At 60.5% G+C, this 17,429-nt stretch carries 12 protein-coding genes and 1 pseudogene; 3 read left to right on the top strand and 10 right to left on the bottom strand.

What is annotated here, in order from left to right; translation table 11 throughout:
• Nucleotides 1-31: 31 nt before the first annotated feature.
• The 7 genes and pseudogenes from GGD40_RS33575 to GGD40_RS33545 all read right to left on the bottom strand — a co-directional run bounded on the left by GGD40_RS33575 (nucleotide 32) and on the right by GGD40_RS33545 (nucleotide 10,066).
• Nucleotides 32-985 (bottom strand): IS5 family transposase, encoded by a 954-nt coding sequence (locus GGD40_RS33575; RefSeq protein WP_179745028.1) that lies wholly within the window; start codon nucleotides 983-985, stop codon nucleotides 32-34.
• A gap of 79 nt (nucleotides 986-1,064) precedes the next feature.
• Nucleotides 1,065-1,397 (bottom strand): annotated as a pseudogene (locus GGD40_RS33570) (type VI immunity family protein); the annotation flags it as partial.
• A gap of 136 nt (nucleotides 1,398-1,533) precedes the next feature.
• Nucleotides 1,534-2,874 carry a type VI immunity family protein gene (locus GGD40_RS33565; RefSeq protein ID WP_179746613.1) on the bottom strand — a complete coding sequence of 447 codons (1,341 nt, stop codon included), beginning with the start codon at nucleotides 2,872-2,874 and terminating at the stop codon, nucleotides 1,534-1,536.
• 34 nt (nucleotides 2,875-2,908) lie between these two features.
• A complete protein-coding gene (locus GGD40_RS33560; RefSeq protein ID WP_179746611.1) occupies nucleotides 2,909-4,156 on the bottom strand; it encodes a VRR-NUC domain-containing protein in 1,248 nt (415 codons plus the stop codon).
• Nucleotides 4,157-4,178: 22 nt separating this feature from the next.
• Nucleotides 4,179-6,944, bottom strand: a complete 2,766-nt coding sequence (locus tag GGD40_RS33555) for a type VI secretion system Vgr family protein (RefSeq protein WP_179746610.1) — start codon at nucleotides 6,942-6,944, stop codon at nucleotides 4,179-4,181.
• A 242-nt stretch (nucleotides 6,945-7,186) separates the two neighbouring features.
• The gene (locus GGD40_RS33550) at nucleotides 7,187-8,710 is read right to left on the bottom strand and encodes a CoA-acylating methylmalonate-semialdehyde dehydrogenase (protein WP_179709675.1); all 1,524 of its coding nucleotides are present in this window, start codon (nucleotides 8,708-8,710) and stop codon (nucleotides 7,187-7,189) included.
• Nucleotides 8,711-8,953: 243 nt separating this feature from the next.
• Nucleotides 8,954-10,066 (bottom strand): hypothetical protein, encoded by a 1,113-nt coding sequence (locus tag GGD40_RS33545; protein WP_373565398.1) that lies wholly within the window; start codon nucleotides 10,064-10,066, stop codon nucleotides 8,954-8,956.
• A 276-nt stretch (nucleotides 10,067-10,342) separates the two neighbouring features.
• Between GGD40_RS33545 and GGD40_RS33540 the strand changes: the two genes are divergently transcribed.
• The 3 genes from GGD40_RS33540 (at nucleotide 10,343) to GGD40_RS33530 (ending at nucleotide 13,221) form a co-directional block, all read left to right on the top strand.
• Complete coding sequence (locus tag GGD40_RS33540) at nucleotides 10,343-11,248, top strand: LysR family transcriptional regulator (protein WP_179746606.1); 906 nt, start codon at nucleotides 10,343-10,345, stop codon at nucleotides 11,246-11,248.
• A gap of 133 nt (nucleotides 11,249-11,381) precedes the next feature.
• Nucleotides 11,382-12,038, top strand: coding sequence for an HAD family hydrolase (locus GGD40_RS33535; protein ID WP_179746604.1), 657 nt, complete (start codon nucleotides 11,382-11,384; stop codon nucleotides 12,036-12,038).
• A 25-nt stretch (nucleotides 12,039-12,063) separates the two neighbouring features.
• Nucleotides 12,064-13,221: a DSD1 family PLP-dependent enzyme gene (locus GGD40_RS33530; protein WP_179746602.1), complete on the top strand. Its 1,158-nt coding sequence runs from the start codon at nucleotides 12,064-12,066 to the stop codon at nucleotides 13,219-13,221.
• A gap of 93 nt (nucleotides 13,222-13,314) precedes the next feature.
• Here GGD40_RS33530 and GGD40_RS33525 read toward each other — a convergent pair whose 3' ends face one another.
• From GGD40_RS33525 to GGD40_RS33515, 3 genes are all read right to left on the bottom strand, one after another.
• Entirely contained in the window at nucleotides 13,315-14,763 is a 1,449-nt protein-coding gene (locus GGD40_RS33525) for an APC family permease (RefSeq protein ID WP_179746601.1), read from the bottom strand.
• A gap of 157 nt (nucleotides 14,764-14,920) precedes the next feature.
• Complete coding sequence (locus GGD40_RS33520) at nucleotides 14,921-15,862, bottom strand: helix-turn-helix domain-containing protein (protein WP_179709694.1); 942 nt, start codon at nucleotides 15,860-15,862, stop codon at nucleotides 14,921-14,923.
• 182 nt (nucleotides 15,863-16,044) lie between these two features.
• Entirely contained in the window at nucleotides 16,045-17,388 is a 1,344-nt protein-coding gene (locus GGD40_RS33515; RefSeq protein ID WP_179746600.1) for an aspartate aminotransferase family protein, read from the bottom strand.
• Nucleotides 17,389-17,429 lie beyond the last annotated feature (41 nt).

Genomic DNA, 17,429 nt, shown 5'->3' with positions numbered 1-17,429 from the left:
CCGAAACTCGCTGCATCAATTCCCGACCGTTTCAAGCTTTCCGCAAAGCCTTGCGTGCCATCCACAGGTTGCCCAGAGCAAACAATGTCGTGATCTGGGCAGTGTTTTTCATCAAACCCCGGTACCGGGTCTTCGTGTAGCCAAACTGCTGCTTGAGGACGCGGAACGGATGTTCGACCTTGGCGCGGATGCCAGCCTTCAGGCGTTCGATCTGATCGTATATCGCGTCCAGACGATCGCTCAGGTCCAGTTGTCTGCGCCTGCCCGGTCTCATCGCGATATGCCAGCGTACTGCGTCAGCCTCGCAACGCTTTTCGATTCCCTGATATCCGGCGTCAGCGTACACATCCGTTTCCTGGCCATGCAACAACGCTTCGGCTGCGTTGATGTCGTGAACGTTAGCGGCTGTACCGATGACGGTGTGAACCAGGCCAGACTCAGCGTCAACGCCGACGTGCGCTTTCATCCCGAAGTACCATTGATTTCCCTTCTTCGTCTGGTGCATTTCCGGGTCCCGTGTACCAGAGCCGTTCTTCGTCGAACTCGGTGCCGGAATCAAGGTAGCGTCGACAGCCGACCCCGATTTGAGCAACAGGCCTTTCTCGCTCAGGATCTCATTGACCAGCGTGAGCATCTGTGCAGCCAGCCCGTGCGTTTCGAGCAGGTGACGGAACCGGAGAATCGTGCTCTCGTCCGGCAAACGCGTCATACCCTCATCCAGCCCCGCAAAGTCGCGATACAACGGTACGTCATAAAGCGCCTCTTCCATCGCCGGGTCTGACAGACTAAACCACTGCTGCATGAAATGAATCTGCAGCATCGTCGCAATCGGGAACGGCGGCCGGCCAGTCTTACCCTTCGGATAATGCGGTTCGATCAACGCAATCAATCTCGACCATGGCACAACGCGCCTCATCTCATCGAGAAATTCCCGCTTGCGTGTGCGTTTCGTTGAGAGATCCAGACCAAGACCAAGTTGTGTCATCGACGAACCCCTTAAATTTTCCTATCTCCCAGGATAGTTCACCCAGACGTCAATGCCAGGACTTTTGCAGACCTTCCCTAGAACGAAGCACGCTGACCTGCTCGTGTGCCGGCGTCTCAAGAATGGCTCGCCGAATCTTCTCCACACCGGCAAAGGTTCGCTTCGTGAATTTGCCGAGATCGGTATCCTTTCCTCCCTTCAGATGCTCGCCGAACATTTCCTCGAAGCGGTCAAAGCAATCGAGAATCGCTTGACGCACAGCCAGTTGGGAACCGCGCTCAAAATACACCGTGCCAATCACACCCGGCAGCACGCCCATGCTGTTATCCGCAAGGCGCACACTCAAATATTCCTTGTAGCGTGCCAGCGCCTGCAAGGGCGTCAATATGGGTTTTGAATCACGGAATGTCATTGTCTGTTCCGTATCTGTTGGTGCTATCAAAGGACTAACCAGCCGCCGTAACCGCTGTCACTCGCGCTAGCCAGACTACGACTCAAGTCGGACGAAAAATCGCCCATCGTTCGACGTACCATCCCTTGCCTGTCAGTCATGATGTACTCTCGTCTTCAGACCAGATCCAGTTTGTTGCGCCCCATCTGCTGCCCGCAAAGACCGGCATGATTTCTCCCGCTTCGAAATAGCGACGACTGTCCGCCTTCGCGGGGGTTTGCCACCATCCCGTTTCCGGGCACGGGCTACCACCCGGTACGCTATGGCGAACGGGTTTACGTTTGACGGGGAACGGCACGATGGTCGGCGGCTCGGGAATGGGCGGCGCATCGGGTAGATCGAAACGCGCTGTCCACGTCCGTGCATTCTTCGTATCCGCATGCGGAAGATACGGGTCGTATAGATGCAGGCCATCCGGCTTCGGATCGCGCAGCACACGTAATACGCTGTTCACGAAGACATATGGTTCGGGTAGACCCTCTTCAGGTGCGCCGAGACGCGGAAAATCGCCCGCGCGAATCAGTAATGACGACCCGATATGTTCGATATGGATGTCGGGGCGGTCGAGTGCCTTGCGTAGTGCAGCTTCGCCGCCAAAACGCTCTACAAAGAAATCGCCGAGAATCGTGTACCAGTTCACTCCTTTGATGAAACCCCATCGACCGACCTTTGCTCCCGGGTGCAGGTGATCGTAGGCCGCAGTCAAATCATCCCTCGACTCGCCTTCATATGAAACGGGGTCGTAGCTATAGATCAACAGATGCGCCGTGCTGTCGATTTCCAGCCCACTGAATCGGCTAGCAAGTGCCCATTCCTGCGATGTATAGCGGTGATAGCTATAGGGGAGAATCGGAGAAAGACCACCGTAACCGCCGCGTACCACGAGCTTTTCACACACGTAACGCAGGAAATTTTCGTACTGCGCGATGCCCTCTTCCGTCGTCACCAGATCCATCGGCACGTTGAATTTCAGATACGACAAGCCAGACTCTTTGCCCTTGGGTACTTTCAATCGCCCCGTGGGCGAAATATAGTCATCGGGAATCGCGACCCCGGTAAGTGTCTTTATGTTGTAATCGGCGGCCGCGTCCTGATTGGTTGCGCTGGAACGAATCGCGCTGACTCCGAGGTATGACGGAGTATCCAAAATAGCGCGCCTTATCTTTTCGACGCCGGCGGCGGTGCGCTTGGTGAAATTGCCGAGATCGATATCTTTGCCTCCCTTCAGATGCTCGCCGAACATTTCCTCGAAGTAATCGAAGCAATCGAGAATGGCTTGACGCACAGCCGGTTGAGAACCGCGCTCAAAGTACATCGTGCCAATCACACCGGGCAGCACGCCCATTCTGTTATCCGCAAGGCGCACACTCAAATCCTCCTTGTAGCGGACCAACGCTTGCAAAGGAGTCGATACGGATTTCGAATCACGAAGTGTCATAGTCAGTTCTGAATCTGTCGATACTATAAAAAGATTAGCCCGCCGCGAGCGTCGTCACGCCAAGTCCGATTGCCAGTGCCGCCAGCGCTTCCGCACCGGCTGTCGCAACAATGGCAGCCAACGCGGAAAAGATTGCGACCAGCACTGGAGCAATCAGAATGACAATGGCGACGGCAGCAACTACGACAACAATGGCAGCCAGTAACTTGAGCGTCGTGATGGCGACCTGAGCCCAATCGATCTGCTTCAGAAATTCCCAAGTCATGTCGGTGGTGCGCACAATCTCGTTCCAACCGGCCCGTAGTTGCTCCATCGTGTATCGATAAATTTCCTGCCCCGTTTCATCGACCCATACCCATGCATTACTTGCCTTATCCGCAACCCACTGACCGGCAGTAAATATCCAAGGTGCCTGCTCGTGCAGGAAAGCGCTCGTTTCTTCGGACAGATAGGTGTAGCCGCGATGAACCGCATCCCATATTGGCGCGACCGCTTCGGCGAACTCGTCGACGTGCTGTTCCGCCGACGACCACCAGTCCTCATACCAGACAGGTTCAGTCACGGGTGCAATCGTGCGAATAGGCACGCGTCGTCGTTGCCTTCCCTTAGCTGACTGCGGAGCAGGCGCGTTCGCCAACGCTCGTTGACGCGCTTTTTCCAACGCCCGGTTGCAATCGCTAACGTCAATCACCGCCATGCGATTCTTGAAGTCGCCTGCGATCATTTGGTATGCCTCCTCTTGCCCTTCTCCCCACTTATCGCCGGGAAACTTGACCTCAACTAATCGCAACATATTGTCGCGATGGGACGCACCATCGCGGTCGACGTTACCGCGACCGGGCCATCGGTCCGCCGGATTTTTTACGATGATCAAGTCGGGGCGGCGCAGGAATCCCGGTTTCATACCCGGCGGAAATGGATTCAAACTGTGGCGCCGCCCTGACCCTTCTGTCTTGTCGCCGCTCAAAAATGGCATTGGTGCAGCGATTCCACCCGACGCTGTAAACGACCACATATCAAAGCTCACCTCCGCCTTGTACTGCCAGTAAAACAACGCCTTCGTTTCATCGTAGCGAATCGCCAATGTCATCGCGACCTGCTTCAACAAATTGACCGTCGTCCTACCGTCAGGCAACCGGATGTACACAATCTTCGGCACTTGCAACGCGTGCTCGACCTTCTCCTGTAAATAACCCTTCTTGCCGGGCGGAATACGCGCGTATTCCGGTTTCTCATTAACCGTCGTGCAGGTCGAACCTGCTTCTTTAAGCGATGCCCCCATGCTATATAGCCTCCTGTCTTATTCAATCGTTACCGGTATCGCCCACATAGTCGGCTTCAATATCCGCCTGCCCACCACCCGCAAACGTCCAGGGCTTCACCTCGGCCGAATCCTGTTCAAGCGCCCGCAAATGCACATCCTGCGCACTGGACGTAAACACCAGCACCGTCTCCCCCAGATAATTCGTGCGACCCAGCAACGTGCGCCCGGAAGGCAGCTTCAATTCATAAGGGTGGTGAATCATCGGCGCGCCGTCCGTTGCGTTTTCTAGAACGTACTGCGCCTGATACGGCGGTCTGAACATCGGCAGAAGATAGGACTCACCGCCCGGCCCCTCGAAGCTGTACTGACTTCCCTTGAAAGAGATCTTGCCGGGCGCCTGAATATTGACGTCGCCGCCAGCTAACTCGATATAACCTTCACCTGACGACAGCCGGATACCATCCAGCGCCGCGATATCGACTTTCCCCTTGATTGCCAGAAGCTTGATCACCCGCTCGGCGATCAATTCGATATCGTCGTCGTGAGCCTGAATCCGGACGGGCCCCTTGGCGGCGAACAGATCAATTCCGCTGCGCTGTGCGAACAAACTGATCTTCTCGACCGCACCCGCAATGAACGACTTTCCGGCCGCCACGACAGTACTCAGGCCACTCGCGAGATTGATGTGCCGATCGGCAGTTGTATGAATGGAAGCCTTGCTCGAAAAACCAATGTGCTCTGGGCTTCCAAGCGCCAGCAGCGGTTTGGCAAACACATTCGCATTGCCGGTGCCGCCACCGGCTGTCCGCCCTCCCTTCGAAGTGCCTGACACGCTGTGCCGGGTCGCATCCGAAAAGTCCTTCAGTTCCTGATGCCCCGGTTTCAGACTTTCGGCCTGAATCTGTTCGCTCGCGTCGGCCAAGGTTTTGAGCAGGCTTGCCGAATTGCCGAGTTGCTCCTGCGTCTCGCGCGCATCGAGCGGCTGGCTGCCCGACGGTTTCGCATACGTGCTCAGATACAGGCCGCGATTGGCCCGTATCGCGCCCCATGCATCCGTTTTCAGATCGAAGCCCGAGCCGAGATAGTCGCCGCGCGTATTGCCGCTCTGATCGATCAGGTAGCCTATCTGCAGCAGGGTTATGCCGTTGCTGCCGCTATTCAACAATTGAGCGCGTGTCTGGCCCGTTGCATCGTCCATGACGAAGTGACTGAAATCCGAGCCGTGATATTCCTTCGACCGGTAGCCCGAAAGAATGCCGTTCGTGTGCCACGCCGGACGCACCGCACCGTTGTAGACGCGATGGACAGCAAGCGGTCTGTCGCAATCCCCGCCGACGTGATCGATGATTAACTCTTCGCCTACTCGCGGCACATGCACGCCGCCATAACCCGCGCCGGTATCGGCCTGCGCGGCGCGAATCCAGCATGACGCGCCCGCGTTGCCGGGGTTGTGCCGGTCCCACAAAAACACCACCTTGATACGGTTCAGTTCGTCCGTGTAGACCTCTTCGCCCTTCGGCCCGACGACAATCGCGGTCTCGAGATGCATCACCGGTTTTTTATGTTCGAACGGGCTGCGATACGGCACCGTCGTACGCTGTGCTTCGATCTCGACCAGACTGCATCCTTCGCTGCCGTCGAAATGGCGAATCTTCAAGGACTCGTCGTCGGCGCGTCCCGCCATCGCTTGCTTCAACTCGCGTTTCAGGCTGTGCGGATAATCCGGTTCCTGACGCGAGACAGGCAGATTGTTCTCGAGGTAACGCCATACCTTGAGCGCAACGAATTTGCGCTGTTCTTCCGGCTCTCGATCATGCTCGGGATGATCCACCAGTTGGAAAACCCGGCCCGCATCGATACCGGGCAGACCGCCTACGCCATGAAACCGCTTCGCGCGCGACTCCCATTCTTCGACGCGAATCTTCGACAGCGCATGACCTCGCTCGCTGTCCCGGTACGTGTACGAACCGGTGTATTCGAAGATTTCAGTCTGTGACGGCAACGCCCCTTGATTCGGGCGAGCGTGAACAAGCGTGCCTTTTGGGCGCGCGGGTATGGGCGGATTCTTGTAATCGGACGTACGTGTCGCATACGCGGCACTTTGCAGCGTGCGCGAACCCGACCACAGCGTGAGCGCATCAACGTCGCTGCCACGTATGTCGGACCCGTAGTAGCGCACGGGCGATATCTCGTCGACGTACCGCAGATCGTCCGTAATAACGAACGTATGCGATTGACCGTCCGCGCTGTACCGGAAGAATCCGTATAGCCCCTCCGACTCCATCAGCCGATGGACGAAATTCCAGTCGGTTTCGCTTTGGCGGCAATACGACAGCAACGGCAAGGAGCGCGATAGCGCGAAGATGAATTTGCCCTGCGCCTGCGGGTGCTCGTTGAATACGTCGCTGATGATGTCGTCGACGGACCGGTCCTGCCAGATCCGCATGTCGCTGCGCAAGCGCAGAAAATGCAGCCATGACGCGAAGCTGATCTGATAGCTGGTCAGATCGCCGTTAGTGCCGAGTCGCCGGAAGCGATGAACGTAGCCGTTGATGGGCAGATAAGATTTGTCGGCCTGCTGAATCCAGAGCGTCATCGGCTGAGACATCAACGTCTTGAGTTCGATGTCGCTGTCCACCGAGACCATGTCGATCGTCACGCTGAAATCGCGACCGAGTTCGGCAACCGTCACAGCCCGGCGCGGTAACAGCGTGTTGGCAGGCAGCGACGGAATATCCGTTTTTAGCAGTCGCTCATGCTGGATCAGATCGCTGCGAATGGCCTGAATCAAATCGGTTAGCTTCATTCTCTATGCCCAATTTTTGTCTCCCTCGGCTCGCGCTGCCAACGCTAACGGGCCAGAAGGCGCGATTCTACGTAGGACGCGATGACGAAATTGACGAGGCAAAGATGAGAAATTTCAGAAAGCAACCTGATTCAATGCATAACGAATATCTAGCCTATTTCTAGGCCTCAAATGAAAAAAAAGCCACGCCTGAATCAGGCGTGGCTTTCTCATTACAGCAATACTTTTTTATTCTCTACCGATTACTTCGCCACCGGCATCGTGAATTCCGCACCCTTCGCGATGCTATCCGGCCAGCGCTGCATGATGCTCTTGTAGCGCGTATAGAAGCGCACGCCCTCTTCGCCATACGCATGATGATCGCCGAACAGCGAGCGCTTCCAGCCGCCGAACGAGTGCCATGCCATCGGCACCGGAATCGGCACGTTGATGCCGACCATGCCGACCTGAATCTGCCGGCCGAACGCGCGCGCCACGCCGCCGTCGGACGTGAACAACGACACGCCGTTACCGAACTCATGCGCGTTGATCAACGCGACCGCGCTCGCGAAATCGGGCACGCGCACCACTGCCAGCACCGGGCCGAAGATCTCTTCCTGATAGATCTTCATTTCGGTCCCGACGTTATCGAACAACGTGCCGCCGATAAAGAAACCCGCCTCATTCGCCACCGGGTGCGTGCGCCCGTCGACGATCAGCTTCGCGCCTTCCTCCACGCCCGAAGCGATATAACCGGCCACCTTGGCCTTATGTTCGGCAGTCACCAGCGGACCCATCTCCGCATCGAGATGCTCGCCGTTCTTGATCACCAGCGACTTGACGCGCGGCACCAGCTTCTCGATCAGCGTATCGGCAACATGGCCCACCGCCACCGCTACCGAAATCGCCATGCAGCGCTCGCCTGCCGATCCGTAGGCCGCGCCGATCAGCGCGTCGACCGCCTGGTCCAGATCCGCGTCCGGCATCACCACGAGGTGATTCTTCGCGCCGCCGAGCGCCTGCACGCGCTTGCCGCGCTTCGACGCTTCCGCGTGGATGTATTCGGCGATCGGCGTGGAGCCGACGAACGACAGTGCCGCGACGTCCGGGTGCTCGATCAGCGCGTCGACCGCCACCTTGTCGCCGTTCACGACGTTGAACACGCCGTCCGGCAGGCCGGCTTCCTTCAGCAACTCCGCGATACGCAGCGACGCGGAAGGATCGCGCTCCGACGGCTTCAGCACGAACGTATTGCCGCAGGCCAGCGCGACCGGGAACATCCACATCGGCACCATGACCGGGAAATTGAACGGCGTGATGCCCGCGACCACGCCGAGCGCCTGACGCAGATTCCAGTTGTCGATGCCACCGCCGATCTGGTCGGTAAAGTCGGTCTTCAGCAGGTTCGGAATGCCGCATGCGAACTCGACTACTTCGATACCGCGCACCACTTCGCCTTGCGCGTCCGTGAACACCTTGCCGTGTTCGCGCGTGATCAGCATGGCGAGTTCGTCGTGGTGCTGGTTCAGCAATTCCTTGAACTTGAACAGAATGCGTGCACGCTTGAGCGGTGCCGTTTCGCTCCACGCCGGGAACGCGGCCTTGGCGGCCTGCACGGCCGCGTCCACTTCCTCGACCGAGGCCAGCGCAACCGAACCGGTCACCTTGCCGGTGGCCGGATTGAACACGTCCTTGAAGCGGCCGCTGGTCGCCGCAACCGGCGCGCCGCCGATATGGTGGCCCAACTGCTGCACCGACAGCTTCGCCTGCTCGTTCACTGCATTCATGTCCTTACCTCGGGTTCGGGATCGGCCGCGACGCAGGTCGGGTTCCCGGCCGCAGGCAAAAAGATCAGGCTGAGCCGTGCTGCGCGCGAGCGGTGTTCCGCTCGCCGGCAGACTCGCCAAGACTTGCAAACTGTATCGACGGCGCCGGTCGGATTCCCGATACAGCGCAATAAAACCGCGCCTCACTGTATTGTTTTTTGTGTGGCAACTGTATTGGTCTGGCGAGTGTACCGGCTCGCGCAATCAGCGCCAAAGCTCCGTCAGCTCGTTGGCCAGTACCATCTTCTCGCGAACCCGTTCGATGAACGCTGTATCGGTCGCGCCCTGCGCCTTGAGGAATTTCAGCGCGGCGGAGTGAACGGTGCGCATAGACCGTCCGTCGATGCCGGTGATGCGCGCCGCACTGCGTCGCGTCTCGTCCACCAGATCGCGTGCGCTACTGAAGTCGGGCGACAGACCGCTGTGCGTCTCGAACACGGCGCGCAAGCCGGCCGCGTAGTCGCGCGACTGCCCGAGCTGGTCCATATCGACCAGCAAATCCACGCCGTCAGCCATCCGCAACGCGCAAAGAATCCACAACGCGACGAAGGCCCGGTACGCGTTATTGGCCTCCGCGCTGCGCGCGTATTGTTCGCACGATAGCGCGTACGCATCGTCCGAGGGGGGCGCGACGGGCGGCAGGCTCACGCCGCAGACGGCGATGGCCTCCCTGACCAGCGGATCCGTCTGATTCAAACCCAGCACGCGAAACGGCGCCGCGACAAAAAACGCATTGCTCCATTGCTGACTGAGCAGCCAGCCCGACGCGAACTGCGACGCGGGATTGCGCAACACACCCACATGCATGGCTTGCGGAAAGGCCTGCTTCAACCACGGCAAGCGGCCCGACGAACGGCAGAACTTGAAGACCGGCACACGTCCCTGCTCCAGCGTACGCTCGCAAAGATTGCGCAAATAGGCCTGCAACGCGGGGAATTCCGCATCCGGTGCGATGGCGAAACGATCGACACCGAAGCGTTTTCTATATCCTTCGACACCACGCGCGCCTTCGTGAAGAAAGGGTCGGTATTCGTCGAAATACGGCGCGGCGAGCGGCGGATGACCGGATGTCAGCGTGGGACGCGACGCGGCGACATCCGCGAGGCTCAGGTCCGCGAGCACGTTGCTGAGCGGTTCGTAGAAACCGGTTGCCGTGTCGAGCGCGCGCAGACGCGACCAGACCCACGTTCCCGCGCTACGCCAGCCCGTGTGCAGAAATACCCCTTGTTTCAGGGGATTTTCTTGCACAACAGCGTCCGGCTGCCGGGCCGGATCGTTCGACGGAGTCGCGCCTGACGGATTAGCTGAAGACGACATGAGACTTCTCTTCCAGTAAAAACGGCAACGATGCGATGGAAAACGGACGCGGCCTGCGCCGCTTCAATCCTGGCGCACACTTTAGCGGGTCAAGCTGTCGACTTCTTTACAGAATCATCTCTTTAGCTTGCAACGCCGGCTGTGCATTTCGGGCGGCTCATTGGTGTAGCTCAGACAGCACGGCGGTGGAAACCTCGCATCCAAAAACGCTAAAACAGGTTAAAGCCCGTTGAAAGGCTTTAAGCTGCCAGGTTCCAGCATTCAACCGTCGCCGACATGAACGATTCGACCGATATCCGTTTCCTGCTGACCATTCGCGACAGCGGCAGCCTGATCGCCGCAGCGCGAAAACTAGGGCTATCGCCGTCGGCGGTGACACAGCGTCTTCAGCAACTCGAAAAGAAGTTGGGCACGCAACTGGTCAACCGCACCGCGCGCCGCCTGCAATTCACGGAAGAAGGCACCTTGCTGTGCGAGCGCGGCGCCGAACTCGTCCAGCAGTTCGACGCCTTATTCGACGATTTGCAGATGCGCCGCGGCGGCCTGATCGGCACGCTGAAAATCAATGCGCCGCTCGGTTTCGGCCGGCGCCATCTCGCGCCGGCAATTGCGGCCTTCCAGCAGGAGCACCCGGATATCGACGTGGCGCTCACGCTATCCGACCAGCCGTTGACCGAGACGATGGATCGCTTCGACATCGTCGTGCATATCGGCGAACTGCCGGTGTCGAATCGGGTCGGCTACACGATCGCGCCGAATGCGCGCTTCGTCTGCGCGGCGCCTTCCCTGATCCGGCGTGTCGGCACGCCGGAGTCGCCGGAGGAATTGAGCCGGCTGCCCTGCATCGTGCTGCGCGAAAATAACGAAGACGTCACGCTCTGGCAGTTCAGCAAAGGCCGCACGCGCCACAGCGTACGCGTGGCGCCGCGTATGAGCTGCAACGACGGCGACGTGATCCGACAGTGGGCGTGCGAAGGTCGCGGCGTGATTCTGCGCTCGGAATGGGATGTCGCCGACGACATCGCCAAAGGCAAGCTGGTGCGTCTGCTACCGGGATGGAAAACGCCGGATGCCAACGTGATCGCGCTCACGCATCAACGCACCGGACTGCCGGCGCGCACCCGTCATTTCATGCAGTATCTGCAGGGCCGTTTCAGGCCGCTGCCGCCGTGGCGGCGCTGAATATCAAAGCACGGTGGCTGGGTTGCATGATCGCAGGAAGATTCAGTCCGGCTGAATCTATGAGTAAAGCCGGCTAAACGCCACGGTACCGATGCAAACCTATAATCGGTTCACACTCAAAGCCGGGCACATCATGACTGACACATCCGCACCCGCCGCCTACCCGAAAGCGGTGCTCTTCGACCTTCTGACCGCACTGCTCGACTCGTGGACGTCGTGGAACCACGCCGCCGGGTCCGAACAAAGCGGCCGTGCATGGCGGGCCGCCTATCTGCGTCTAACCTACGGCTGCGGCCGATACGTTCCGTATGAACAACTGGTGCGCGACGCCGCCAAAGAAGTCGGTCTGCCCGAATCCGCGCCGCTCGCGCTCGAAGCCGACTGGCTAAAGCTTGCCCCCTGGAGCGGCGCCGTCGACGCGTTGCAGGCGCTTGTGCCGCATTGCAAACTGGCTGTCGTCACCAACTGCTCCGCGCGCCTCGGCAAGCAGGCGGCGAATCTGTTCCCGGTTCGCTGGGACGCCATCGTGACCGCCGAAGAAGCCGGCGTGTACAAACCCGATCCGCTGCCCTATCGGCTCGCCCTCGACCAACTCGGCGTGCAAGCGCACGAAGCCGCGTTCGTCGCGGGCTCCAGCTACGACATGTTCGGCACCGCCGCCGTCGGCTTGCGAACATACTGGCACAACCGCGTCGGCTTACCGCTCGTCGGCGGCGCGCAGCCGCCCGAGATCGAGTCGCCCGCGCTCGATCTGCTGACGCCGTGGCTGCGCCGCTTCGGCCCGAACTGAACTCACGCTTTTTACCGGTGAAAACATGAAACTCGACCATATTGAAACGCCCGCCGCGCTGATCGACGTCGCGCGCATGCAGAAGAACATCGCTCGCATGCAGGGGCAGATGAACACGCTGGGCGTGGCGTTCCGCCCGCATGTGAAAACCACCAAATGTATCGACGTGGTCCGCGCGCAGATCGCCGCCGGCGCGCGCGGCATTACGGTATCCACGCTGAAGGAAGCGGAGGCGTTTTTCGCGGCCGGGGTCGCCGACATTCTGTACGCGGTCAGCATGGTGCCCGCCAAGTTGCCGCGCGCGTTGGCGTTGCGTCGCCAGGGCTGCGATCTGAAGCTGGTGGTGGACAACCCGGGCGCCGCGTCGGCGATTGCCGCGTTCGGCGACCAGCACGGTGAAACGTTCGAGGTGTGGATCGAGGTCGACACCGACGGACACCGCTCCGGCATCACGCCCGAACAGGACACCTTGCTCGTGGTCGGCCTGATTCTGCATGACAACGGCGTCAAGGTAGGCGGCGTGATGACGCACGCCGGCTCCAGCTACGAACTCGATACGCCCGAAGCGCTCGCCGCGCTCGCGGAGCAGGAACGGGCGGGCTGCGTGCGCGCGGCGGAACGGCTGCGCGAAGCCGGCATTGCGTGCCCCGCCGTCAGCGTGGGGTCGACGCCGACCGCGCTGGCCGCCGCGCAACTAGACGGCGTGACCGAAGTACGCGCCGGCGTCTACGTGCTGTTCGATCTGGTCATGCACAACGTCGGCGTCTGCGCGCTCGACGACATCGCGCTGAGCGTGCTCGCCACCGTGATCGGTCATCAGGCGGACAAGGGCTGGGCGATTCTCGACGCGGGCTGGATGGCGTTGAGCCGCGATCGCGGCACGTCGAAGCAGGCGCACGATTTCGGTTACGGCCAGCCGTGTTTGCTGAACGGCACGCCGCTAGCCGGATACGTGGTGAGCGGCGCGAATCAGGAGCACGGGATTCTGTCGTCGACGTCGGCCTCAACCGAAGCCGAAGCAACCGCCGGTTCCGCCGACGACATCACCCAGCGCTTTCCGCTCGGCATGAAGCTGCGCATTCTGCCGAATCACGCTTGCGCAACCGGCGCGCAGTTTCCCGAGTATCACGCGGTCGCGCCGGACGGCGCCAGCGTGGAATGGCGACGCTTTCACGGCTGGTGAAAACGCGCGGCGACGCACTGACGTCCTGACACCGCATTGCCCTTGTCGGCCGCCGCCTCACTTTGAAAACGCGTGACGGCGCCACCCACGACCTCACAACCGCGACCGCCCCAGCCGCTCGAACGCATCACGGTCGCGCTGCCGCAGCGTCCTGGCCGCAACCACACCGGCCACGGCGAACGCAGGCAACAACGCGGTCAACGCATACGACACCCCTGCGCCAGCCCCGGTTAGCAGCGGAAAATTCACGATCGCGAGCACGAGCACCACAGCGAGCGCAATACCCGACAGCACGGGCAGCACGCGTACGCGCATCACGCCCGCGTCGTGGCTACCCATGCGCCCGAAAAACACCAGCACCGCCGCCGACGACAGCGTCATCAACGCGATGATGCACAACGTCGCCACATTGGTCAGCCACGAGAACAGCGTCAGCACCGGATCGGCATGCGCAACGATGAACACCAGCACGACCAGCGCGGCGAGTGCCGTCTGCAGCAGCGAACCGATATGCGGACTACAGTGCACCCGATGCGTACGGCCCAGCGCTTGCGGCAGCAAACCTTCCCGACCGGTCGCGAAGAAGTAACGCGACGCGGAGTTATGAAACGCCAGCAGCCCCGCATAGACGCTGGTAATGAATAGCACGCTCATTGCCGTGGTCAACGTCTTGCTGGCGTAATGGTCGGATAACGTATAGAGAAACGTAGTCGGATCGCTCAACGCGGTCAGCGTCTTGACGATCTTCCCGCTGCCCGCACCGATCACCATGCACCAGACCGAGAACGCGTAGAACACACCGATCAGCAGCACCGAAATATAGGTGGCGAGCGGCACCGTGCGCTGGGGATCTTTCGCCTCTTCACTATAGATGGTGGTCGCTTCGAAACCGATAAAACTCGCGAAGCAGAACAGGAAACCGATGGCCGGCGTGCCGCTCATGAACGCATGCGGCGTGAACGAAACCGTGTCGATGCCGCTGTCGCCGCCGCTTTTCAGAATCGCCAGATCGAGGATCAAGACCACGATGTATTCGCCGAACACCAGCAGCGACAACACCTTCGCAGACAGATCGATCTGCCGGTAGCCGAACACGCCGATGCTGGCCATCGCCGCGAGCGAGCAGACCCACCACGGCACGGCAAGGTTGAAATGAACGCTCAGGAAGCCCGAAGCGACCGCGCCGAACATGCCGTACAGACCGATCTGCATCGTGTTGTAGCCGAGCAGCGCGATCAGTGCCGCCGCGCCGCCCGCCGTACCGCCCAGGCCGCGCGCCGTGAACGCGTAGAAGCCGCCTGCGTTGGTCACATGACGCGACATCGCGGTATAGCCGGCGGAAAACATTAACAGTATCACCACGGTAGCGATCAGCAGTGCCGGCGTGCCCGCACCGTTGCCGAGCATGATGCCGATCGGAAAGCCTCCTGCGATCGCGACCAGCGGTCCAGCCGCCGAAATCACGAAGAAAATGATGAAGCCCAGTCCAAGGGCTCCCTTACGCAACTCGGTGGACGGCGCCGGTTCGGCGGCAATGCTCATGTGTGGCTCCAGGAGTGATCTTCGTCTGCATCGCGACGAAGACGCCGCCCGCAGTGCAAGTGTTGATGCACTGTAGAAAGCCAAAATTAGCGAGCGGGAGCACAAATCGGCAACACGGCGGGAACCGGGGTTTACGCCTGGAAGGCGGTGCGCCGCGTCAACTCGAACGCGGCGTCTGCGACGGCAATTCGCCGAACAGGTCGCGGTATTCGCGCGCGAAGTAGCTGAGGTGCGTGAAGCCCCAACGGCAGGCGGCGTCGCCGATCAACAGCTCGTCGGCGCTCGTCATGCGCAGTAAACGATGCACGGCGTTGAGCCGGATCGATCGTAGATACTCAACGGGCGTCACGTTGGCGACGCGCTGAAAACTGGTTTGCAATGTGCGTCGGCTGCAACGCAACGCGCGGCACAGATCGAGCACCGTGACCGGCAATTCGGCGTTCTCTTGCAGAATGCGCTCGCAGCGCCGCACGATATCGCTGTAGGTGGTATGGGTGAGGTCGCGCGCCGGCGTTTGCGACGCGCTCTCGATCAGGCCCGCCAGCACGCTGACCATTTCGTCGCGGAACACTTTGGTGACGGCTGGGTGCGCGAACGCGGCGGCGTTGCGTTCGGCGGCATCGAGAAACGGCGCGAGTTGCTCGCGCAGCATTACGCCCTGCTCGCTGGAAAGCGGCAACACACCGCGTCGTGCCTGCCCGCTGGCAGGCTCGCCGACCGTGAAGCTCAGCAGGTCTTCCATCAACTCGGCCGACACGCTGATGCCGGCATAGTGCATCGACTCCGGCGTGTAGAAGCGAAACTCCTCGCCGGCGCCGAGCAATAGCAGCGCATAACCGTCCACGCGCTGCCCCTGAAACGTGCCGACCAGCGGCGCATACAGCGGCACCGCGATCGAAGCCAGACCGGCCGGCGAAACGCCGTGTTGCGCCACGCGCCGATTGGTGGTTTCGCGGAAGAAGTGAAAGTCGGCCGAACTCGCCTGCACCAGCGTGCTCTGAAAGCGCCCCGGCGTCATCTGCCGATAGACCTGCTCCCAACCGCTCACGGCGAGCGAATGATCGTGCACGTCGGCCAGCGTACTGATCCGGAAGTCCATGTCTCCTCCCGCCTGCTCCGCACAAACTGCATTCATACGACAGCGGCCCGCCTGTCGCGGCGAGCGCCAACCTGGATTCGAACGGCGGCCGCTACGCGCGGCGCATCCGTTGCAAATCAAGCTGACATGTTATGCCAGGCTGGCCAGAACGGCTCAATCGAAAAAAAACCGTAATGCGGCAGCTACGCTGCAAACTTCACTTCATCGAAACCCGCTGCAAGCGCGCCGACCAGCGCGTCGAGTTGTTCGGCCTGCACGACCAGCGGCGGCGACAGGATGATTTTCGTGCCGACCGGCCGCACCAGCGCGCCGTGTGCGCGTGCCACTTCGGCCACCGCGTTCGCATAGCCGGAGGTCGGATCGATCGGCTCGCGAGTCGTTTTCGACTTCACCAGATCGAGCGCCACCATCAACCCCTTGCCGCGCACGTCGCCGACCGCCTCGTAACGCTGCGCGAACGGCCGCAGCGCCTCGATCAGATGCGCGCCCTGTTGCGCGGCATTGGCCGTCAGGTTCTCGTCTTCGACGATCTTCAGGTTCGCCAGCGCCGCCGCGCACGCCACCGGATGACCGGCGTAGGTGTAGCCGTGCATCAACGCGCCGGTGAAGGTGGCGTTGCGCATGAAGGCCTGCTCGATCCGCTCGTTGAACGCGGTCGCGCCGAGCGGAATGTAGCCGGACGAAATGCCCTTCGCGAAGCACATGATGTCGGGTTTCACGCCCCAGCCGCGACTGCCGAACAGGCTGCCGGTGCGGCCGAAACCCGTGACGATTTCGTCGGCGATCAGCAGCACGCCGTACTTGTCGCACACTTCGCGAATCAGCGGCCAGTAGTTCTCCGGCGGCACGATCACACCGCCCGCGCCCTGTACCGGTTCCGCGATAAATGCCGCCACCGTGTCGGGACTTTGAAAAATGATCTCGCGCTCCAGCATCTCGGCGCAAATACGACCGAGTTCAGCCGGGTCTTGTGTGAACGGATTGCGATACAACCACGGCGTTTCGACATGAAAACAGCCCGGCAGATTGGGTTCGTAGTTGCGGCGAAACACGGTATTGCCGTTCACCGACGCGCCACCGAAGTGCGTGCCGTGATAACCCTGTTTCAACGAAATGAACTTGGTGCGATCCGCCTGGCCTTCCAGCTTCCAGTATTGACGCGCGAGCTTCAACGCGGATTCGACCGCGTCCGAGCCGCCCGAGCTGTAGATCACGCGGCGCATGCCTTCCGGTTCGAGCATGTCGATCAGCCGCATCGACAGTTCTTCCGCGCGCGGATGCGAGATGCCGTCGAACAACTGGAAGTATTCGAGCTCGTCCAGTTGACGCACGATCGCGTCTTTCACTTCGCGCCGGTTATGGCCGACGTTGACGTTCCACAGTCCCGCCACGCCGTCGACGAGCCGGTTGCCGCGATCGTCGAACACATAACAGCCGTCGCCGCGCACAATGCGGATCGGCTCGCGCTGCTGCATTTCAGCGGGATGCTGCATGGGATGCCAGAAGGCGGATTCGTTGGTGCTCATAACCTACTCCATGAAGTGCGGATTGCTTGTCGTGTACGGAT

This window comes from Paraburkholderia bryophila, assembly GCF_013409255.1.
GTDB lineage: Bacteria > Pseudomonadota > Gammaproteobacteria > Burkholderiales > Burkholderiaceae > Paraburkholderia.
This window is presented reverse-complemented; position numbering and strand designations above follow the sequence as displayed.